26 protein-coding genes and 1 tRNA gene are annotated in these 21196 nt (G+C 37.5%); 19 read left to right on the top strand and 8 right to left on the bottom strand.

The features are described from left to right. The first annotated feature begins 40 nt into the window (after positions 1-40). The 6 genes from glyA (at position 41) to nusB (ending at position 4577) form a co-directional block, all read left to right on the top strand. Complete coding sequence (glyA, locus tag ACFIJS_RS06155; protein ID WP_375650664.1) at positions 41-1354, top strand: serine hydroxymethyltransferase; 1314 nt, start codon at positions 41-43, stop codon at positions 1352-1354. A gap of 11 nt (positions 1355-1365) precedes the next feature. Further along, positions 1366-1848: a transcriptional regulator NrdR gene (nrdR, locus tag ACFIJS_RS06150; RefSeq protein ID WP_375650663.1), complete on the top strand. Its 483-nt coding sequence runs from the start codon at positions 1366-1368 to the stop codon at positions 1846-1848. Beyond that, positions 1841-2968: a bifunctional diaminohydroxyphosphoribosylaminopyrimidine deaminase/5-amino-6-(5-phosphoribosylamino)uracil reductase RibD gene (gene ribD / locus ACFIJS_RS06145; protein WP_375650730.1), complete on the top strand. Its 1128-nt coding sequence runs from the start codon at positions 1841-1843 to the stop codon at positions 2966-2968. Before nrdR ends, ribD begins: the two co-directional genes overlap by 8 nt. Beyond that, positions 2950-3567 carry a riboflavin synthase gene (locus tag ACFIJS_RS06140; protein ID WP_375650661.1) on the top strand — a complete coding sequence of 206 codons (618 nt, stop codon included), beginning with the start codon at positions 2950-2952 and terminating at the stop codon, positions 3565-3567. The genes ribD and ACFIJS_RS06140 overlap by 19 nt, the downstream gene beginning before the upstream one ends. 81 nt (positions 3568-3648) lie before the next feature. Continuing rightward, entirely contained in the window at positions 3649-4104 is a 456-nt protein-coding gene (locus ACFIJS_RS06135; protein ID WP_375622608.1) for a 6,7-dimethyl-8-ribityllumazine synthase, read from the top strand. Positions 4105-4106: 2 nt separating this feature from the next. Beyond that, positions 4107-4577 (top strand): transcription antitermination factor NusB, encoded by a 471-nt coding sequence (gene nusB / locus ACFIJS_RS06130; RefSeq protein WP_375650660.1) that lies wholly within the window; start codon positions 4107-4109, stop codon positions 4575-4577. Positions 4578-4649: 72 nt separating this feature from the next. Here nusB and ACFIJS_RS06125 read toward each other — a convergent pair whose 3' ends face one another. Beyond that, positions 4650-5129 carry an outer membrane protein assembly factor BamE gene (locus tag ACFIJS_RS06125; RefSeq protein WP_375650728.1) on the bottom strand — a complete coding sequence of 160 codons (480 nt, stop codon included), beginning with the start codon at positions 5127-5129 and terminating at the stop codon, positions 4650-4652. Positions 5130-5349: 220 nt separating this feature from the next. On the opposite strand from ACFIJS_RS06125, the gene ACFIJS_RS06120 reads away from it, so the two are divergent. The 5 genes from ACFIJS_RS06120 to ACFIJS_RS06100 all read left to right on the top strand — a co-directional run bounded on the left by ACFIJS_RS06120 (position 5350) and on the right by ACFIJS_RS06100 (position 9232). Then, on the top strand, positions 5350-5898 hold the full coding sequence (locus tag ACFIJS_RS06120) for a DUF177 domain-containing protein (protein ID WP_375650659.1): 549 nt from the start codon (positions 5350-5352) through the stop codon (positions 5896-5898). A gap of 148 nt (positions 5899-6046) precedes the next feature. Next, complete coding sequence (gene plsX / locus ACFIJS_RS06115; protein ID WP_375650657.1) at positions 6047-7117, top strand: phosphate acyltransferase PlsX; 1071 nt, start codon at positions 6047-6049, stop codon at positions 7115-7117. A 49-nt stretch (positions 7118-7166) separates the two neighbouring features. Further along, on the top strand, positions 7167-8141 hold the full coding sequence (locus ACFIJS_RS06110) for a beta-ketoacyl-ACP synthase III (protein ID WP_375650656.1): 975 nt from the start codon (positions 7167-7169) through the stop codon (positions 8139-8141). Positions 8142-8218: 77 nt separating this feature from the next. Beyond that, positions 8219-8533 carry an integration host factor subunit alpha gene (locus ACFIJS_RS06105; RefSeq protein ID WP_015856447.1) on the top strand — a complete coding sequence of 105 codons (315 nt, stop codon included), beginning with the start codon at positions 8219-8221 and terminating at the stop codon, positions 8531-8533. Positions 8534-8728: 195 nt separating this feature from the next. After that, the gene (locus ACFIJS_RS06100) at positions 8729-9232 is read left to right on the top strand and encodes a MerR family transcriptional regulator (protein ID WP_375650655.1); all 504 of its coding nucleotides are present in this window, start codon (positions 8729-8731) and stop codon (positions 9230-9232) included. A 1110-nt stretch (positions 9233-10342) separates the two neighbouring features. On the opposite strand, the gene thrS is transcribed toward ACFIJS_RS06100, so the two are convergent. From thrS to ACFIJS_RS06085, 3 genes are all read right to left on the bottom strand, one after another. After that, positions 10343-12319 (bottom strand): threonine--tRNA ligase, encoded by a 1977-nt coding sequence (gene thrS / locus ACFIJS_RS06095; RefSeq protein WP_375650653.1) that lies wholly within the window; start codon positions 12317-12319, stop codon positions 10343-10345. Positions 12320-12431: 112 nt separating this feature from the next. Continuing rightward, a complete protein-coding gene (gene yidD / locus ACFIJS_RS06090; RefSeq protein ID WP_375650652.1) occupies positions 12432-12782 on the bottom strand; it encodes a membrane protein insertion efficiency factor YidD in 351 nt (116 codons plus the stop codon). Further along, a complete protein-coding gene (locus ACFIJS_RS06085; RefSeq protein ID WP_375650651.1) occupies positions 12783-13211 on the bottom strand; it encodes an iron-sulfur cluster assembly scaffold protein in 429 nt (142 codons plus the stop codon). It lies immediately after the preceding gene. A gap of 125 nt (positions 13212-13336) precedes the next feature. Here ACFIJS_RS06085 and folE point away from each other — a divergent pair, with 125 nt between their 5' ends. The 6 genes from folE (at position 13337) to ACFIJS_RS06055 (ending at position 18881) form a co-directional block, all read left to right on the top strand. After that, entirely contained in the window at positions 13337-13957 is a 621-nt protein-coding gene (gene folE / locus ACFIJS_RS06080) for a GTP cyclohydrolase I FolE (RefSeq protein ID WP_375650650.1), read from the top strand. 139 nt (positions 13958-14096) lie between these two features. Then, positions 14097-14181: transfer RNA gene (locus ACFIJS_RS06075), tRNA-Leu, on the top strand. Between the two features lie 191 nt (positions 14182-14372). Further along, entirely contained in the window at positions 14373-15545 is a 1173-nt protein-coding gene (locus tag ACFIJS_RS06070; protein WP_375650648.1) for an alpha/beta hydrolase, read from the top strand. A 138-nt stretch (positions 15546-15683) separates the two neighbouring features. Continuing rightward, a complete protein-coding gene (locus ACFIJS_RS06065; RefSeq protein ID WP_375650727.1) occupies positions 15684-16190 on the top strand; it encodes a hypothetical protein in 507 nt (168 codons plus the stop codon). 712 nt (positions 16191-16902) lie between these two features. Next, positions 16903-18060, top strand: a complete 1158-nt coding sequence (locus ACFIJS_RS06060; protein ID WP_375650647.1) for a tyrosine-type recombinase/integrase — start codon at positions 16903-16905, stop codon at positions 18058-18060. A gap of 272 nt (positions 18061-18332) precedes the next feature. Then, positions 18333-18881, top strand: coding sequence for an antA/AntB antirepressor family protein (locus ACFIJS_RS06055; protein ID WP_375614654.1), 549 nt, complete (start codon positions 18333-18335; stop codon positions 18879-18881). Between the two features lie 169 nt (positions 18882-19050). Here ACFIJS_RS06055 and ACFIJS_RS06050 read toward each other — a convergent pair whose 3' ends face one another. From ACFIJS_RS06050 to ACFIJS_RS06035, 4 genes are read right to left on the bottom strand one after another with little or no spacing between them, the layout of a single operon-like run. Continuing rightward, complete coding sequence (locus ACFIJS_RS06050) at positions 19051-19263, bottom strand: hypothetical protein (protein ID WP_375650646.1); 213 nt, start codon at positions 19261-19263, stop codon at positions 19051-19053. Then, positions 19256-19462, bottom strand: a complete 207-nt coding sequence (locus ACFIJS_RS06045; RefSeq protein ID WP_375650644.1) for a hypothetical protein — start codon at positions 19460-19462, stop codon at positions 19256-19258. Before ACFIJS_RS06045 ends, ACFIJS_RS06050 begins: the two co-directional genes overlap by 8 nt. After that, entirely contained in the window at positions 19395-19622 is a 228-nt protein-coding gene (locus tag ACFIJS_RS06040; RefSeq protein WP_375650643.1) for a hypothetical protein, read from the bottom strand. Before ACFIJS_RS06040 ends, ACFIJS_RS06045 begins: the two co-directional genes overlap by 68 nt. Next, entirely contained in the window at positions 19619-20281 is a 663-nt protein-coding gene (locus ACFIJS_RS06035) for a lysozyme (RefSeq protein WP_375650642.1), read from the bottom strand. Before ACFIJS_RS06035 ends, ACFIJS_RS06040 begins: the two co-directional genes overlap by 4 nt. Before the next feature lie 105 nt (positions 20282-20386). On the opposite strand from ACFIJS_RS06035, the gene ACFIJS_RS06030 reads away from it, so the two are divergent. Together ACFIJS_RS06030 and ACFIJS_RS06025 are read left to right on the top strand one after the other, a co-directional pair. After that, positions 20387-20710, top strand: coding sequence for a type II toxin-antitoxin system RelE/ParE family toxin (locus ACFIJS_RS06030; RefSeq protein ID WP_012230755.1), 324 nt, complete (start codon positions 20387-20389; stop codon positions 20708-20710). 12 nt (positions 20711-20722) lie between these two features. Further along, on the top strand, positions 20723-21034 hold the full coding sequence (locus ACFIJS_RS06025; protein WP_375650641.1) for a DNA-binding protein: 312 nt from the start codon (positions 20723-20725) through the stop codon (positions 21032-21034). Positions 21035-21196 lie beyond the last annotated feature (162 nt).

The raw sequence follows: 21196 nt of genomic DNA, 5'->3' as shown, positions 1-21196 counted from the left end.
CGTTCAGTGACTTTATTTTTTTATGTTAGGAACGTGTTTTATGACTCAGCAAGAAAATGACGCACAAAAGCGCTTTTTTAATGATAATTTGCAAACTGTTGATGGTGCAATCTTTGATGCAATTAGAGGGGAGTTTGAGCGTCAACAACATGAAATTGAGCTGATTGCTTCAGAGAATATTGTTTCAAGAGCGGTTCTTGAAGCGCAGGGTTCTGTTTTAACTAATAAGTATGCAGAAGGTTATCCAAGAAAGCGCTACTATGGCGGGTGTCAATTTGTTGATGTCGTTGAAGATTTAGCCATTGAAAGGGCAAAACAGCTTTTTGGTGCTGCTTTTGCAAATGTACAGCCTAATTCTGGTAGCCAAATGAATCAAGCTGTCTTTTTAGCTTTGCTTCAGCCTGGTGACACATTTATGGGATTAGATTTAAATGCTGGTGGTCACCTTACGCATGGTTCATCTGTTAATATGTCAGGAAAATGGTTTGATGTTGTTTCCTATGGTGTGCGTCAAGAAGATCAGATTATTGATATGGATGAGGTGGAGCAGCTTGCAAAAGAACGTAAGCCCAAACTTATTATAGCGGGTGGCTCATCTTATCCACGGCTATGGGATTGGAAACGATTTCGTGAAATTGCAAATGAGATTGGTGCTCATCTACTCGTGGATATGTCTCATATTGCCGGTCTTGTTGCTGGTGGCGTGCATCCTTCACCTGTTCCGCATGCGCATATTGTAACAACAACAACGCATAAGTCGCTTCGAGGTCCTCGTGGTGGTTTAATATTGACAAATGATGAGGCTTTATCTAGAAAAATTAATTCTGCAATTTTCCCTGGTCTTCAAGGTGGTCCTTTAATGCATGTGATTGCCGCAAAGGCTGTTGCGTTTGAGGAGGCTTTGCGTCCTTCTTTTAAGAGTTACAGTGCCAATGTTGTCGCTAATGCGAAAACTTTAGCAAAAATATTACAGAGTAATGGTTTTAATATTGTTTCTGGTGGTACAGATAATCATTTGTTGTTGGTTGATTTACGTTCCAAAAATCTAACAGGTAAACGTGCTGAATTGGCTTTGGGACGCGCTCATATTACCTGCAATAAAAATGGTATTCCTTTTGATTCTGAAACGCCATCTATAACATCGGGAATTCGCTTGGGATCACCTGCTGCCACAACGCGTGGTTTTTTAGAAAAAGAGTTTATTCAAGTTGGTCATCTGATTTCAGAAGTTCTTGATGGTCTTCGGAGCGCAAAAAGTGATGAAGATAATTATGCCGTTGAAATGGCTGTTGAGAAAAAGGTAAAAGATATAACGAATCAATTCCCTCTTTACTCTTATCTTAGCACTCGTTAAGGACACAAAAGATGCGCTGTCCTTACTGCCAATATGAGGATACACAGGTTAAAGACTCACGTCCAGCAGAAGAGGGGGCAGTGATTCGCCGCCGCCGTGTGTGTTCCGTTTGTGGTGGTCGTTTTACAACTTTTGAACGTGTTCAGTTGCGTGAGCTCTTAGTTGCTAAAAAAAGTGGACGATGTGAACCATTCGATCGTGATAAGTTAATGCGATCAGTTGATGTGGCTGTACGTAAGCGCAATATTGATCCTGATCATATTGAACGAGCAGTTTCTGGTATTGTGCGCCAGCTTGAAAGTTTGGGAGAACCAGAGATTGCTTCAGAAAAAATTGGACATCTTGTGATGGAAGCATTGAAAAGAATTGATGATATTGCTTATATTCGTTTTGCTTCTGTGTATCGAGATTTTCGTAATGCAAGCGATTTTCACGATGTTATAGATGAATTGTCAAAGGGTATCGCGGATACAGAATCTCGTTTTGATGAATGAAAAAGTGCAAGATGAACGGTTTATGGCTGCTGCTATTCGTTTAGCGGAACGTCATGTCGGTCTTACAGGTGAGAATCCTTCCGTTGGTACGTTAATTGTGCGAAACGATAATAGTGCGGGGGCATTTATTGTTGGCTATGGTGTAACAGCTATTCATGGGAGTCCTCATGCGGAAGTGCAAGCTTTACACATGGCTGGTTCTTTGGCTCAAGGAGCGACTGCTTATGTTACTTTAGAACCTTGTGCGCATTATGGAAAAACTTCGCCGTGTGTGAATGCACTTATTGATTCAGGTATTTCTCGAGTTGTTGTTGCACTGACTGATTGTGACAAGCGTGTTGATGGTCATGGTATTGCTCTTTTGCGAGCGGCGGGTATTGAAGTGGTTGAGGGCATTTTAGCTGAAGAGGCATTTGAATCCTTATGGACGCATTGGTGCATAAGGAAGATACAACGCTGTGCGGTCACTTTTAAAATGGCAATTTCCGCCGATAATGGTGTTGGAAAAAGAGAGAAGGGCAGCGTAAAAATTAGTGGAAAACTTTCTCATGCCCATACGCATATTCTACGTGCTCAAAATAATGCTATCCTTGTTGGTATTGGTACTATATTAGCAGATGATCCACAACTTAATTGCCGCTTGCCAGGGATGGAGATGCGCTCACCAATTCGTATTATTTTGGATGCAGATTTATCTATCCCCCTTGATGCAAAAGTTGTCCAAACAGCCATGAAAATTCCTACATGGGTTATTTGTGGTGTGGATCTTTCAAAGAAAAGCAAAAAAAATGCATTGAAGCAATATGGTGTGTCTGTTTATTCGGTAGAGATGAACAATGGTTATGTAGAACCCTTTGCTCTTTTACAGATGCTTTATAAACATGGGATTAATAGTGTTTTATTGGAAGGGGGCGTAAAGACAGGGGAAAAGTTTTTGAATGCTGGTTGTGTTGATCATTTGATATGTTTTTATACCCCCATTGTTTTAGGAAAAAATCGTATTGAAGCCCCTCATTTTGGAAATTATCTCTCGCAGTTTCATGAGATTGAGACAAGAATGTTTGGAAATGACCGTTTTTATAAATGGAGACGTAAGACATTATGTTCACAGGAATTATAACGGATATTGGTTGTGTTGAAGATGTTCAACCTTTAAAGCAGGGGATGCGTTTAAAGATTTCTACACGCTATGCTATAGAAAGCTTAGCAATTGGCGCATCAATTGCTTGTTCAGGAATTTGTTTGACGATTGTAGAGCGAGGATTAAAACAAGAAGATTCCAATTGGTTTGTTGTCGAGGCGTGGGAAGAAACATTACGTTTAACGAATCTTGCACAATGGATAAAAGGAACTTTTGTTAATTTGGAACGTTCGCTTCGATTGGGTGATGAAATGGGAGGACATTTGGTTTCTGGTCATATTGATGGTTTGGCTGAAATCATTGAGCAAAAAAATGAAGGGGATGCAATTCGTTTTTATTTAAAAGTTTCAAGACAATTTATGCCTTTCATTGTCAATAAGGGATCTATTGCACTTAATGGGACGTCTTTGACTGTTAATGGTGTTGAGGATTGTGTTTTTGATGTTCTTATTATTCGCCATACACTTGAAATAACAACGTGGAGACAAGCTAAAATTGGAGATCGGGTTAATTTGGAAATTGATCAACTTGCTCGTTATGCTACAAAACTTCTTACGCTAAAAAAAGAAGATGAATAAGTTAAAACTTTATTGATCATTTTCAGAATTTTATGCTTTATAACCTTGATTTTTTTGATTCGTTTTTTGTGGAATTCTATTATGATGAAAGAGATACGTAAAAAGCCTCACGTATTGATTGTTGAAGCACGTTTTTATGAGGAGATTTCTGATGCGCTTTTGAGAGGTGCAGTGGATACTTTGCAAAAAGCTGAAGCCAGTTATGATGTTGTAACGGTTCCTGGAGCATTAGAAATACCAAGTGCAATAGCTTTTGCTGAACAAAATAAGATATCTTATGATGGTTATGTTGCTCTTGGTTGTGTTATTCGGGGTGAAACATATCACTTTGAAATTGTTGCTAATGATTCTTGTCGTGCATTGATGGATTTAACGGTTCATCAGCACTTGGCTATCGGAAATGGTATTTTGACTGTTGAAAACGAAGAACAAGCATGGGTGCGTGCAAAACTAGATGATAAAAATAAAGGTAGTTTTGCAGCTGAAGCTGCTTTATGTATGATCGCTCTAAAAAAGAGATTTGGAGATAGTCGTTAAATATGGCTGATATAAACAGCAGACATTTTCCGCGTTCAGCCAATAAACGTGGAGCAGCAAGACTCGCTGCAGTTCAAGCGCTCTATCAAATGGATATCGTGGGTTCGGGGGTGATGGAAACGGCCGCTGAGTATGAGGCTTATCGTTTGGGAAAAGATATTGATGGAGACCAGTATCTTGAAGCTGATTTTCAATGGTTTTTGGCTATTATAACGGGTGTTGTAAAAGATCAAAAGAAGCTTGATCCTCTGCTTCATCAACAGCTTTCTGCAGAGTGGTCTCTTTCACGTCTTGATTCTATATTGCGAGCAATTTTACGAGCAGGTTTATGGGAGTTGATCAACCGTAAAGATGTTCCTGTTGCGGTTGTTATGAATGAATATGTTGACATAGCAAAGGCGTTTTTTGAAAGCGATGAGCCAAAACTTGTTAATGCAGTTCTCGACAGTATGGCAAAAAAAGTCCGCCTCTAAAAACTACCCCCCATTATTAGGTATGATAATATCAGACCTAATAATATTGAGAAGGTATGCAGACTATATGATTTAATTATGGGGTGGTAAAGTCGCAGGGCCTTTTATAATTTGAATTAAGAAAGGATGTTCTTTTGTTACAGTTGGCGTTGTTTGTGTAATAAAATCAAATACCTGACCGTCTTGTAATCCGTAATTAGCAACTTTTGCAACCTGATTATTTTTATTGAAGTAAATGGCTAACACTTTGCGATCAATAATCTTTGTTTTCATAAACTGCATCCCACGATAGCGTGTCTGTGAGATGTAATAAAAAACTTCATTATCATATTTTGTTTTTAATGAAGGGGTCCCTAAAGTTAAAAGAACTTGCTCTTGACTTGAGCCAAGAGAAATAGAACTTAGAGCATTTTTATCAAGAACATAGCCCTCTCTATAAATTTGGCTTGAACCTGAAGAATCAAGAAGACTACACCCAGCGAGCATTCCTATGCTTGCTGTTGATAGACCAATCAATAATTTACGTTTGATTAAGGCTATTATGTGAGGCATTTGAAACAATGATATCTCCTTTTATACTAAGATGTAGGACAAGAAGGCAACCTCAAGTTTTTTCTAATTTTAGCTTAATCTACCGTAGCTTACACTGAGTTTCCCTGTTATAAAGCAAATTATGCCATATAGAATTTCTTTAGAAAAGAAAAAAATGCATGAATACTTGAGATAAATAAAAACACAGTGCTTTATGCTTTTTTATGTTTAGGAGTTGTCAATGAATGTTCCTCAAATGACATTTGCTTTGGCTTATCCAATATCTGTACGTTCTCTACCTGTTAAAGGTATAAGGGTTCATCTTTGTGCAAACAAAAAAGAATGTACACATTTAGCTCAGAACCATGATTTAATTGAAGTAAAATCTTGTGAGGGAAAATTCCATATTTTCCCGTGGCAAAAAGGCGGAGTGCGTATAAAAGGTCTGTTGCAAGCGCGTATACTACAGTTATGTGTTGTTACATTAGAACCATTAGAAAATATCCTTTGTGAAAATATTGAGGTTGTTTTTGTTCCTAAAGATTCAAATTTGATGAAGCCCAAAATATCAGAGGATACAGGAGAATTGTTTTTAGATGTGGAGGGGCTTGATACTCCTGAAGTGTTTTATGATGATAAAATTGATATTGGTGCAATCATGGAAGAGTTTTTTGAGTTGTCTATTAATCATTATCCACGTAAAGAAGGGATAAAGATGAATATGGTTGAAAATTTAGAAGAAGCAGAGCAAAAATTCTCGCCATTTTCTGTTTTGAAAAATTGGAAGTGATTGTAAAAACATAAAAAAATATCTATTGTATGCTAAACGGTATTTTCTGCGGAGCGATTTTCGCAAGATGTGCTTTGTGAGTGTTCAAGAGCCAAAAATCATAATATGTGTTTAAAGATGTAAATGAAAAGATGTGGGATATGCAAGCGTGATTAGAATTTCTGTGGATGTCATGGGCGGTGATTACGGTCCAGAAGCAGCTATTGCAGGAGCAGCAATTGTACAAAAATATTTATCAAATATTTATTTTCTGTTTTATGGAATAGAGGAGGCTGTTCGTCCGGTTTTAAAAAAATATCCTTGTTTGGATTCTGTATCGCGCTTTTGCCCTACAGAAAGCTATACACGCATGGATGAAAAGCCAAGCCAAGCACTTCGTAATGGACGTGGTAAATCATCAATGTGGTACGCCATTGAAGCGGTAAAAAATGGTGAAGCTGATGCTTGCATTTCTGCTGGTAATACGGGTGCACTCATGGCCATGTCTTATTTTTGTTTGAAAATGTTAGCAGAGGCTGAGCGTCCTGGTATTGCGGGTATCTGGCCAACACTTCGCAGTGAGAGTATCGTTTTAGATATTGGAGCAACAATTGGTGCTTCTGCTAGTCAGTTGGTTGATTTAGCGGTTATGGGAGCGGGTATGTTTCGCGCTTTATATCACACTGAAAGACCAAGTGTTGGGCTTTTAAATGTAGGGGTGGAAGAGGTTAAAGGACTTTATGAAATAAAAAAAGCAGGAATGATATTGCGTGAAGTGCAATTAGAAGGATTGGAATATAAAGGATTTGTTGAGGGCAATGACATTGGAAAAGGAACAGTCGATGTTGTTGTAACAGAGGGGTTTTCTGGTAATATTGCTTTAAAAACCGCAGAAGGAACTGCACGACAGATAGGAGAGATTTTAAACTCTGCACTGCGCAGTTCTTTTTTAACATCTCTTGGTTATTTTTTATCGCGGGGTGCTTTTCGTACGCTGAAACACAAAATGGATCCAGAGAGGGTGAATGGAGGAGTGCTTTTGGGGTTGAATGGTGTTGTGATCAAAAGCCATGGGAGTGCTAATGCTAACGGTTTTGCTTCTGCTATCCGCGTTGGTTATGAGATGGTTAATAATGGACTTTTGAAAAAAATAACTGCTGATTTGCGACGGTTTCATGAGAATAAAGAAACACTTTTTGACCAAGAAGATGAAGCGACGGTGAATGAGGAGTCCTTATGACAAGCTCTTATAATAGAAATGAAAAATTTGGAGAAAAGGTAAGAGCTGAATGATTCGGTCAATTATACGTGGTGTAGGAAGTGTTTTGCCTAAAAGAAGTTTATCAAATGATGAGATTGCAAAGTTTATTGAAACGTCAGATTCGTGGATTGTTCAGCGTACAGGAATACGCCAACGTTATATTGCTAGTGAAAATGAAACAACTGTTTCTTTAGGAGTTGAGGCTGCGCAAGCAGCACTTACAAATGCTGGTTTAACAATAAAAGACATTGATTGTATTATTTTAGCAACGTCCACCCCGAATCGAACTTTTCCTGCTTCTGCTGTTGAAATTCAGTGTGCTTTGGGAATGAGCCATGGATTTGCTTTTGATATTCAAGCTGTTTGTTCTGGTTTTATTTTTGCTTTAACAACAGGAGATTCTTATTTACGGTGTGGAGCAGCTAAAAGAATTTTAGTTATTGGATCCGATACATTTTCTCGAATTTTAGATTGGGAAGATCGTACGACATGTGTTTTGTTTGGTGATGGTGCAGGTGCTGCTATTTTGGAAGCACAAGAAATTGAGGGGAGGCTTGCTTTTGAGCGTGGTATATTGTCTGCGAAACTGCGCTCTAATGGTGCTTATATAGATAAGCTATATGTTGATGGTGGACCTTCAACAACACAAACGACAGGCTATTTGCGTATGGAAGGACGAGAAGTTTTTAAATATGCTGTTGGTATGATAACGGATGTGGTTGATGATTGTTTTGCAGCTGTAGGTATGGATTCTTCACAACTGGATTGGTTTGTCCCTCATCAGGCTAATAAGCGCATTATTGAAGCATCTGCTAAAAAACTGGGAATTTCACTAGATAAAGTTGTGATTACCGTTGATCAACATGGTAATACGTCTGCGGCATCAGTTCCGTTGGCTTTAACAACAGCTGTTTGCGGTGGAAAAATAAAAGAAGGAGATCTTATCATGTTAGAAGCCATGGGAGGTGGATTTACATGGGGAGCAATTCTTATTCGTTGGTAAATTATGGCTACTTGACCATATTTCAAGAAAACGTATAAGTCATTTTGTAATTTTTAATATTTTAATAGGTGGTTATAATGACAAGTAAGACAGTAACGCGTGCAGATTTAGCGAGCGTAGTTTGTAAAAGAGTGGGCTTGTCACATACTGAATCAGCAGCTTTAGTCGAATTGGTTTTGGATGAGATTTGCAACTCACTTGTAAGAGGTGAAGCGGTTAAATTATCTTCTTTTGCAACTTTTCAGGTTCGTAGTAAAAATGAACGTGTTGGACGCAATCCAAAAACAGGTGTTGAAGCACCTATTCCACCGCGACGTGTTGTGACGTTTAAGGCTGCCAATGTCCTTAAACAGAGAATTTTAGATTCGCATCGTGCAAGACAGAAAAAATGATATCTCATAAATAAATGCCATGGTATGTTTGGTATTTGTAAAAAAGGTGATAAAATGAAGGTCTTTGTTTTTTAGAAAAAGACTATTGAGTAAGTCGTCAATGATGGTCTTATTTTTGACTAATCTTGTTGAGAAATTGAGACAGAATGAGTCATTGTAAAGTAATTTATTTTGTTATAAGTAAGGTGTTGCAAAATGGATAAAAGCTCTGATGCTTTTCGCACAATTAGCGAAGTAGCCGAGTTATTGGAGCTTCCGCAGCATGTCTTAAGATTCTGGGAAACACGTTTTAGGCAGATTAAACCAATGAAACGTGGAGGGGGAAGGCGCTATTATCGTCCGGTCGATGTTGATTTGCTCAATGGTATTAAGCAGTTATTATATGATCAGGGTTATACGATAAAAGGTGTGCAACGCTTTTTGAAAGAAAATGGTGTTGCTTTTGTGACTGCATTGGGTAATGGTGATCTTGATGCTATGAATGTAGTCATAGAGAAGAAACATGCAGGACAAACTTCTGAAAATGCTAGCAATAAGTCTAAGAAATCTTCTTTTGGACTTTTGAGTTTCATGAGAAATGAGGAAGAAATATCTGTCGGTTCTGTGAATCTTTACAAAGATAAAACTGATAAAGCATTGTTGCAAGAAATCCTGTTTGAACTCATTGAATGTAAGCGTGTTCTTGATAGAGCACGATAACAATAATATTTTTTATTTTATATGTGTTTCTTTTTTAGCAAAACATGTGTTTTGAAATTATTTTATAAATCAATATCTAGCGTCTAGCGTGGCAATATGTTTCATAGATATTTAGACGTTTTATGGGTGTGCCTAGATTTTATATGTTCAATGAGTAGTAGTGTATCGTATGTGTATATTTAACGCATTTTTTATTTGGTAAAATATGAAGAAGAGAAAGAATAAACGCTGAGTTTTGCCATTTTTCTTTTATTTGGTTGTATAAAAGTTAAGGTAATATCTCATCAGTGTAGATTGAGGGATGTAGAATGCCGTTGGTTTATCAATTCATGCAGTTGTTTTAAAGAGATGTTTCTTAAGGTTCCTTAAGCTTATTTTACCATGATGCCTCGTGAATGATATAAAGGTAAATTCATTGAGTACCAGTATTTTTACACTTATGAAGGAGCAAGTCAGCATCATCATTATAGTTTAGTCTGCCCTCAATGATTGCAACAATTCTTAGCACTTGAGTCGGTTCATTGTGGGCATTTTTAAAGTCCTTTCTCCATAATTTTTATCCAGACACTCATTCCGCTTGTTTAGTGCAAGCAAATGATTTTGATAGATTCAACATAAACATATTTAAAATGAGAGAATCCTATGATATTTGAGACCTTATTTAATATGAATAACAATATATTATCATTATAAATCAATATCTTGTTTTTTATAAGGGCTTATCTCATAAATTAAGACATATCATTGTTCAGCTAATTTTACATATTTTTTATTAATAAATATAATCTTGTTTTCACTCTTCTTTCTTGATGTTGCTATAATTATCGTAATAATCTATCCATGATAATAGCACCACCTTTTCCTTATAAAGGTAAAAGATTAATGTTGTTATTAATTTTCAATTGTCTATGATTTTCGCATTTAAACAGCTCATAGCTTTACATTTAACTTTTTACCAATCCACCTTGTAGAGAGTGATCACGTGATTCTTTCTGGTGATAGGTAATCGTGCATGAAACAAAAACACACTACAATATCAAATCGGTTCATTTTGTACAAAAATTGAAGATTTTATAGTAAAAAATTAACGTCTCGCCATCTTCTGTGATGTTATGCATTTATTACGCGTTGCAAATCCGGAGGTGTTGCCTCATTTGAGAGTTGTTTAATCACATCTTCTACAGATAAAAGGGTTTTATTTGTACTTCCTAAGCGGCGCATATTTACGCTGTTTGTTTCAGCTTCACGTTTGCCACATACCAAAATTACGGGGACTTTTTGTAAAGAATGTTCTCGTATTTTATAGTTAATTTTTTCATTGCGTAGATCTATTTTTGCGGAAAGCCCAATAGCTTTAAGTTTTGCCGTTATTTTTTGGGCATATTCATTTGCTTCGGACGTAATTGTTGCAACAACCACTTGTTCAGGAGCAAGCCAAAGTGGCATATGTCCAGCAAAATTTTCGATTAATATACCTAGAAAACGCTCCATTGATCCAAAAATAGCACGGTGGATCATAACAGGTTGACGTTTTTCTGAATCTTTATCAATATAGAATGCACCAAAACGTTCAGGGAGATTAAAGTCTATTTGTGTTGTTCCACATTGCCATTCACGACCGATAGCATCCTTTAATGTATATTCAAATTTTGGACCATAAAATGCTCCTTCCCCGGGAAGGATGCTTGTTTTGATTTGTCCTGCAAATTTTGTTTCAATCGTTTTAAGGACAGATTCCATGATACTTTCTGCATGATCCCATAATGCATCAGATCCAACTCGTTTTTCTGGACGTGTTGAAAGCTTAAGACTAATTTCTTTAAAACCAAAATCAGCATAAGTTGATAAAATGAGATCATTAATACTGAGACATTCATCGGCTAATTGTTCATCAGTACAAAAAATATGCGCATCATCTTGCGTAAAACCACGTACACGCATAAGACCATGTAAAGAGCCTGAAGGTTCATAACGATGAACAAGTCCAAATTCAGCAAGTCTAATAGGCAAATCACGATAAGATTTTAAACCATGTTTAAAAATTTGCACATGACCAGGGCAATTCATTGGTTTAAGGGCATAAATATTTCCATGATCTGAATCTTCTGCTGCTGGAATTACTTTGAACATATTCTCCTTATACCAGCCCCAATGGCCAGATGTTTCCCAGAGTGACCTATCGAGAACTTGTGGTGCATTAACTTCAGCATATTGATGATCATCAAGGCGTCTACGCATATAGTTGATCAAATTTTGGAACATTTTCCAACCTTTTTTGTGCCAAAAAATCATTCCTGGCCCTTCTTCTTGAAAATGAAATAAGTCCATTTCACGTCCCAAGCGGCGATGATCACGTTTTTTAGCTTCTTCTAGCATATGGAGGTAGGCTTTTAAGTCATTTTCATTTGCAAATGCTGTTCCATAAATTCTCGTGAGCATTGGATTATTAGCATCGCCACGCCAATAAGCTCCTGCGACTTTCATTAATCTGAAAGCATTCCCAATTTGCCCTGTAGATTGCATGTGCGGTCCGCGGCAAAGATCAAACCATTTTCCTTGATAATAAATTTTTAAATCTTGATTTTCAGGAATGCTATCAATAAGTTCAACTTTATAAAATTCCTTTTTCTCAGAAAAAATTTTTCTTGCTTTTTCACGAGACCAAATTTCTTTTCTAAAAGGTTTATTGCGTTGGATAATTTCACGCATTTTCTTTTCAATGACGGTGAGATCATCTAATGTAAAAGGTTGTTGGCGTGCAAAATCATAATAGAATCCATTTTCAATGACAGGACCTATTGTTACTTGCGTTTCAGGAAAGAGTTCTTGTACTGCTTCAGCAAGGACATGGGCGCAATCATGTCTTATGAGCTCAAGAGCGCGTGAATCTTCTCGGGTAATAATTTCTACTTGGCCAGATTGTCTCAATGGATCCGATAAGTCTCGCGTGATACCATCAAGATTATAGGCGACTGCTTTTTTTGCGAGTGATTTAGAAATGGATTCTGCTAATTCCAAGCCTGTCATTTCGGCAGGGTAATTACGTTTTGAACCATCGGGAAAAAAAAGAGAAATAGAGCAAGACATAAAAAGACCCTTTTAATCCAATTCCGCTAACGATTGCGGATGGTTTCGTGAAAATTGAGTAAAAAGCTTATAGACTGGCTTTTTTATCAATACATACAAAAAAAGAAAAGAATTATTTGTTGTGTTTGTCAGAAATTTTCCAGTAATGCCAAGGTTTATAAAAACAGCAAGAATCTGCAAGAGAAATAGGTACTGGATCAAAGCCATTTGTTCCAAAGGGACCACAACGCATGATACGAAAGAGTCCCATCCATGCACCAGCCCAAAGCCCATGGCGTGCAATCGCTTCATATGTATATTCTGAACAAGTCGGGGCATGGCGACATTGATTGCCTATAAGACTTGAAAGTGTTATTTGATAGAAACGTATTAAGAAAATACCTAATAATCGTCCGGGTGTTTTTTGCCAAGTGCCTGTGTAATTTCGAGTCAATTTTTTTTGTCGAGATTGTGATTTGAACATTTATTTTTCTTCAATTTTTTGAATGCAGTCTATCGTTGCATCGAAAGGTAGTAGTGTTGCTGCATGGCGTACTTTATAGTCTTTAATGGGCTGTAAGCAAGAAAAATCCTCAAATGGAGCTTGAGGAGAAGGACCATTTTGCGTTAGCATTTGATAGATAACTTCACGCAATATTTTAAGATCTTGTGTTGTTTGTCCGATGATATGAGATGCTAAAAGTGAAGCCGAAGCTTGCCCTAGCACACATGCGTGTATTTCATGGGCAAAACCCATAATAATACCATTTTCCACTTTTAAATCTACAGTGACTGTCGAACCACAAAGGTGTGCATGTTTTCTTGATGTTGCATCAGGATTATTAAGACGCCCAATTTTGCTTATATGTGCAGCATATTTAAGTATTTTATCATTATAAATATTATCAATCATGCGCTATTGTCTGAAATTTTAAGAGTCGTGATTGTTTAAACTTTTAATTCGTTTATATAGAGATTATACAAAATGAAATAGGTATGGAGCAAATGCTTTGTATAGAGTAAGCTTGGAGTTTTTGAATGCGTAATGTTGTTAAAGAAGACGCAAAGGATTCTTTTTTATCTGAAGAAAAGCGTCCGAGTATTGAAGAGGTGGAAGAAGCGATTCGTACATTACTCTTATGGATAGGGGAAAATCCAAATAGAGAAGGGCTTTTAGATACTCCAAGACGTATAGCCAAGGCATATCGCGAGCTTTTTAATGGTTATAGTCAATCGGTTAAAGAAACCTTAGGCGCAGTTTTTGAAGAGGTTTCAGGATACAATGAAGCCGTGATCGTAAAAAATATACCTTTCTATTCACACTGTGAGCATCATATGATCCCGATTATTGGGAAAGCACATATAGCATATCTTCCTAATAAAAAAATTGTTGGCCTTTCAAAAATTGTACGTGTTGTAGATATTTTTTCTCGCCGTTTACAAACACAAGAATCTATGACAGCGCAAGTGGCTCATGCGTTAAAAACGTATCTGAAGCCTCATGGTGTAGCAGTATTGATTGAGGCTGAGCACATGTGTATGGCTATGAGAGGAATCCAAAAACAGGGTTCTACAACAATTACAAAAAACTTTCATGGTTATTATGAAAAAGATCAAGCTGCACAAGCACATTTTATGATGATGATTCAAAGATCATAGTAAAGTCCATATTTTTAGTAATCTCTGTTAATTTATAAAGCATCCGGATAAAAATAAATTATGAGAAGAAGAGAATTGGCTTGTACCTTTCTTTATGATTTGTTAAAGGCTAAAAACCAAAATGTTTTTCTTTCCACGTGCGGTCGTGGCGGAATTGGTAGACGCGCAGCGTTGAGGTCGCTGTGGGGCAACCCGTGGAAGTTCGAGTCTTCTCGACCGCACCAATTAGCAGTGAGTCTCTCTGTAATGAGATGAAGTTATGTAGAGAGAGGGGGAGATGCGCATTATAGAGAAATCTTTTTTGTATGTTATTTGTTGATGTGTTATTAATAATGTTTCATTTTTTATTACTTTATCTGTGCATTTGAAATGTTATATTTTTATAGGGTGGGGCGAAGTTGCAGTGAGAAGTATAATGATTCTTAGATATTTAACACTTCTTATTTGTATTTCTTTATTGTCAGCATGTAGTGATTCACGTGCTGTACTTTGGCATGGAGTGCATGCAACTCCTTCTATGACTGCAGTAGAAAGGGAAGTTGAAGGAAAACGGTTTTTTCCAAAAGCTATCGTTCCAGTGTATGTTGCAACAAGTCGTATGATGCAAAATAATTACGCTCAACCTTATGGTGCAGAGCGATCAAATAAAGTACATTATAATCGTGTTGACGTAGGAATTCCTCAGCAACATATAAAGGGAGTTGTTGAAATAAATGCGTATAAACCTACGCATGATAAGTATTTTTCAGCAGTAGCATTGCAAAAATACGATAATAAAGAACAGTTTAAACAGCAATTAAATGCTGCTTTAGAAAAAAAGCCAAAAGGAAAAAGAGAAATTTTTCTTTTTATCCATGGGTATAATAATAATTTTGCAGATGGTACATTTCGTACAGCACAGTTTACACACGATTATTCTTTAAATGTTGTCGCTGTGCATTATTCGTGGCCTTCCGCCGGATCTGTTCCTCTTTATATTTATGATCGTGACAGTGCTAATTTTGCCCGTGACGGATTGATAGAGCTTTTAACACTTATTAGTGAAACCAATGCTGATCAGATTTCGGTTATTGCACATTCTATGGGCAATTTTGTTATAATGGAAGCATTTAGAACTTTAGCTCTACAGAAAAAATATAAGCCTATTCGTCGTATTACAAGTTTATTAATGGCTGCACCAGACATTGATGTTGATGTATTTGAGCGCCAACTTAATGATATAAAAAAACTCCCGCAGCCAACAGCTATTTTAGTATCCAGAGCGGATAAAGCTCTCGCGGTTTCAGGACGTCTTACGGGTGGACATCATCGTGTGGGCGATGGCTCAGATATTGAAATGTTGCGTAAAAATGGAATAGCTGTTCTTGATTTTTCTCATGTGGATGGGGGAGCACACAATGTCTTTGCATCTTCGCCAACGTTGATGGCTCTTTCTCGAGAAGGTTCTTTGGCTTCCACAATTATGCAAGGTACAGAATTGTCACCTAGTCAAGCCCTTCTTGCTGATGGTAGTAGTGTGTTGGAGAAAACAACACATCTTATCCTGTATACACCTGTACATTTTCTCTCTACACGGATTCCACGTTGATAGTGAAAAAGGGAGAAGGGGTTCCATCGAATAATGTATTGGAGGTAATATTTTTTAGCACTTTCTTTAGAATGGCTTTGTAAAATGAAAAATAAATGGCGGGATGAATGTAAAAAACAGTCATTAGGTGGGTTTGTGATGATTGCACGGAAATGCTATGTTAATACGCCTACAGTTGTTGACTATTTATCTCATTCCGCAATTAAGTTGTTAGACATTCATGCTATGCTTGTGAAGGTGAGAAAAGGTGATATGGGGGAAAAACCAAATTTATTGCGTCAAATTGATTCTACAAAAAAACAGTTAGATGAGATAAGCCATGCTCTTATTTTAGAATATCGTAAACGCCAAGAAAATGAGCGTTTTTTAAAACAAATTTTGCTATCCATTTCCGATCAACTTTTTGCACTTAATAATGGTTTTAGGGAAACAGGACGTCTTTTTTTTCAAGAAGTTAGAATACTTCAATCTCAGATGCAATGTTTATATGAAGGAAAGGAGAGGCTGCATTTGTTAAATAGCCAAGAATCTTTTTGTTCTCCATCAAAGATTGATGAAGTCATTAAACAGTTACAAAAAGCACGAGAAAAGCTTATTCTTGAAAGCCCACATCTCTTTGAAAAAAGCAGCAAAGCTAAACAATAAAAGTTCTTTTAGTTGAGCGGATAGATAATTTGAATTTTATAGCAAAAAACGCTGTTAGATAAAAGGCTATAATCTTTTTAAAGGAAAGAATTTGCTTTAATAAAAATAAATGAAACACATGTATTTTATAATAACACTCTTTATCGCATTAAAGCTTTAAAAGACTTTGGTTATATTTTTGCTAAAGTTAAGTTAAGGCTAACGCATTAGGTGGCTTTATTAAAGAAGATGTTTGTGGAAAGAATTTTACAAAAAACTTTCTGATTCTTTTAATAATAGCTCGCCGGATAAGTTTGCCAATGTTATGAAGTGGTTAGTCTATTCATTAGAAACTTAAATTTTAATATTTTTCTTGGTAGGAATTGGCTGGATTTAAAGAATTAAAAAAGAAGTTTGATAAAAATAATATATTTTGTAAATTCACGTCCACCTCTACCTTCTCTTGAATTTAAAAACGCTCGGAAAATGAATAAGCTACACGTAATTTAAAAAGCATATGGTGCCCCCAGAGAGCGAATCAGGCTTTAGCAACAAGAATCAAGTTATGTAAATATGTGCAAGAGCATATTGATGTCTATAATTTTTTATGTTCCAATAAAAAAATTAAGAATTAAAGAAAAAATCTCAAATCAAAAAATTAAGGTGGTCTAAAAGGTGGACCCAAAAAGGTGGACGAGCAATGTGTGAAAAGGTGGACGAGAAGGGAAATTAAGTGAGGGGGATTCATAGATTATCAGCATTGCTTGTCAAGTCTGCTTCTCAAGGTAAATACTGTGATGGAGCAGGGCTATGGTTGAATGTTCGAAAAGACAATACGCGCTCTTGGTTCTTTCGTTATACATACCATAACAAACGCCGTGAAATGGGGCTTGGTCCAGTCGCACAACTTTCTCTGAAAAAAGCGCGCGAACTTGCCAAGCATTATAGTGCTATTCTCAGAGAAGGCAATGACCCTATTGTCTTTCGAGAACAAACCGTTTTAAAACAGCAAAGCAACATATTCAGTGAGATTGCAATTGCGGCTTTTGAAAGTAAAAAAGCAGAGTTAAAAAATGAAGGCAAAAATGGGCGTTGGTTTTCTCCGCTGGAATTGCACGTTATTCCACACATAGGCAGCCTCTCTATAGAAAAATTAACGGCTAATATCATTCGCAATGTTCTTGCGCCCCTTTGGCATGAAAAAGCAGATACAGCACGAAAAGCGTTAAACCGTATTAACATTTGCTTGAAATATGCGGCGGCTCTTGGTTTGGAAGTTGATCTACAAGCTTGTATGAAAGCACGCGCCCTTTTGGGAAAGCCCCGTACTACACCAACAAATATTCCTGCTATGCCATGGCAAGAAGTTCCGGCATTTTATCAGAATTTAGATGATAAGATTCTTTCAAATTTAGCACTGAAGTTGCTTATTTTGACGGGGGTACGGTCATATCCATTGCGCTATTTGCGTCTTGAACAAATAGATAAAGATATATGGACGATACCCAAAGAAAATATGAAGGGTATTGTAGGGAAAGTTTCAGATTTTCGCGTGCCATTGAGTAATGAAGCTTTAAAAGTGATTGAAAAATCTCTTCCCTTTGAAAAAAATGGTTTTCTCTTTTCTGGTCTTACCGGCAAACCAATTTCTGATGCAAGCATGGCAAAATATATGACAATTTGTGGTTTGACTTATCGTCCCCATGGTTTTCGTTCCAGCTTACGGGATTGGATAGCAGAGACAACGTCAACACCCTTTGAGATTGCCGAAACTGTTCTTGCCCATTCAGTTGGGAGTTCAGTGACAAAAGCTTATATGCGGACAGATTTTTTAGAACAACGCCATGCTCTCTTGGAACAGTGGGCTGCATTTATAACAGGAGATACTTGACAGGATTATAACAATGTGTCTATTGTCGAAGCAGGTGCCTAGAAAACACCTTAGACACATAGCGGATAGATTGCCGATACAATCTTTTCTCCGCACATTAAAGGCTTTGACTCATTGTATGTTACACACATATAATGGCTTTGCCGGGTGTGGTTATGCTATACAATACCCTTTTGGGGAAGGCATAACGACGGGCTATGTGCCGTGTTTTCTAGCACCCGGCGCTCTTCTAGAGTGTCAATAGAAGACATTTAAACACATAGGAGTTCATTATGAACACGCTTATAGAAATTAAAGAAAAAATCGTTGATCAGGAAACTGTTCAAACGGTAAACGCTCGTGATTTGCATGCGTTTTTGGAAATAGGGAAAGATTTTTCTACCTGGATTAAAGATCGCATTCATCAGTATAAATTTGAAGAGGGTAGTGATTTTATAAAAACACAAGATTTGCGGTCCCCAAAATTGGGGAGCGCAAAATCTAGAGCTATTACAGCAATAGATTATCACCTTACCTTAGACATGGCTAAAGAACTTTCAATGGTTGAACGCAATGAGAAAGGTAGACAGGCCCGTCGTTACTTTATCGAGTGTGAAAAAAAGTTAAAAAGCCAATCTGTTGATTATGATAATGATACACGCTTTGATTTGCCAAGTTACTGGGAGGGTATGAGTGCTGGTGAAAAAGCTTTGTATCTTTTAGGTCCAATCCATGTTCGTCTTATTGACGCTTTTAGAGTGGATGAAGAGAATAGAAAATATAAAGCTCTCATTAAAGAAGCTAAGCGGGTTTTAGCAAGATCTGTTACGAAAGCTGCTTAAGTAAACGACATGACTCATCTCCCCGTTTCAAAAGCGGGGAGAGGATAAGGCTTTCAGCTTTTGAAAACCACTGTTTGAGATGTGTAAAACGATATTATCTCTCGCATCTGTGAGGCGCGCGAAATTGACAATTCATTTGCTAAACAGTTTCGCGCATCTCAGAGTATGTTTAGAGTCGGATATTTGGTTTTTGTGTAAAAATACTTATCAATGCGTCCATAATACGTGAAAAATCAAGTGCTAATAAGAGTATAATGAGTACAATCCATTTCGTATAACGTGACATCACTTTTATACTTTTGTAGGTCATGATAATTTCTTGAAGTATTTCTTTTTCTCCTTCTGTAAGTTCTATATCGTCTTGTGTTCTTTTCCTAGCCATGTTTCCACCCACACACACGTTCACCCTGCTTGTTATGCTTTAAGATTTCTCTTGCTAAATTGGAACTGATGACGTTGACATCTTGCCTCTCTAAATAAATTGGCAACCAGCCAACACAAGAAGAAGCATATTTATTTGTCGCGCAACCAGTCAGAGAGAGCAGCACGCACATCAGCATCACTTTTTTGATTAATTTCATTTTCTACCTCAAGACGGGTTGTGGCTGCTTTTAAAGCTTTTTCTGTTTGCTTTTGTTGCTCTGCTTTTTTCCCAAGATTAAAAGCTCTTGCTAAAATCATAAAAAAAGCGGCTAAAGCCGCGCCTGTCACCATCAGATTTCTTTTCATCCATAAGATCATAGACGATGCTCCTGAAAGCGTTTAGCAACAAAAAAAATACCAGCACATGCGGCTAAAACCATAATGGTGGCCAAAGCCCATTGGATTGGTCCATTTCCTGCTAATAAGCCTCCAAGCCCAGAAAAAGAACCAATAATCGGTGCAAGAGCTTCGGCTTTGAAAACCCCCGTTGGTGCTTGTGTTTCTACGGTTTGGTAGTTAGAGGAAACAAAAGCACCTTTCGCCCACAAGCCTGCTTCTGCTGCACGCCGGTGTGCGAGACCTTCAAGACGCTTTCCGCCTGCTTTGGTCCATTTCTGTAGCTCTGCAGGGACAGCTTCATATTCACCTTGATTGAGCTTTTTTAACAGTGTCGAGTTACAAAAGGCTGTTGTTCCTACATTATAGCAAAAGGAGACTAAAGCCGCGAATTGTTCATCGGTTAAAGAAACTTGAACGGCTTGTTCAACGGCATTTTCAAATTGTCTTAAGTCTTGGCAAAGAAGTTCTTCTGCGTGTTTTTCAGTGATTGCCATACCTTTATGAACAAAAGGTTTTCCAGCATTGTTTGTATGTCCATAACCGATTGTCCACACCCCAATGGCATCTTTATAGGCATTCAAACGCAAGCCTTCCCATTGTTTAATCAGTGCTAGCCCTTCTGGTGATATTGTTCTCATATGCTTCTCCATAAAAAAGCCCCACACAAGGCGGGGCTGAGTGAAAATCTAAAAATAAATTTCTTTCGCTCTTGACAAATATTCGTTTATAAACGAATATACATTATGTTTGAAATACGTCACTACCTTACCTCTGATGGCAAAGACTTGATAGCTGATTGGCTGCGAAAGCTCCGTGATGTGCAGGCTAAAACTGCAATTATTCGCCGTCTTAATCGTTTAGAGCAAGGAAATTTTGGCGATTTCAAGCCGCTTCGTGATGGTGTCTATGAACTGCGTATGAATATTGGTCCTGGTTACCGAATTTATTATGCTCAGTCTGGAAAGACTGTATTATTGTTATTATGCGGTGGTACCAAAAAAACACAAGACACCGATATCACTCGTGCATGTGCTTGTTGGTACGATTGGCAAAACCGTGAAGATTAAAGGAGTGTAAAAATGAAAGACCGTAACCATGATGATGCAATGGCAGAAATATTCCATGATGACCCTGAGTTGGCAGCAGCGACCCTTGATGCAATCCTAGCAGATGGTGACCAGGGGGAACTGCTTGTAACACTTCGTCAAATGGCAAAAGCCTATGGTGGTGTTCAAGCTGTAGCTAAAGCAGCCAAACTGAATCCTACACAACTTTATCGTACACTTTCAGAAAAAGGTAATCCAGAGTTCCGTAGCATAAATGCTTTACTACGTACCATGGGGCTTCGCTTAGCTGTACAACCTCTTGAACGACCCGTTCCACACATTTGATCTGTATTAACCACCTCCCCACCTTTGAAGTGGGAAAGGGGCATATATTTTACTTAAGCAACTTTTCTAATAGGGTTCTCTAAATTTGGTTCATAAGCTTTCAACAAAGAATCCGTGCTATGTGGTAGCTCTGAAGCTCCAAAATCTGTAAGAATTGCCAAA

Source organism: Bartonella sp. OT172YNZD (genome assembly GCF_042193725.1).
Classification (GTDB): Bacteria; Pseudomonadota; Alphaproteobacteria; order Rhizobiales; family Rhizobiaceae; genus Bartonella; species Bartonella grahamii_A.
The sequence above is the reverse complement of the archived record's forward strand: the minus strand, read 5'-3'. Positions and strand labels throughout refer to the sequence as shown.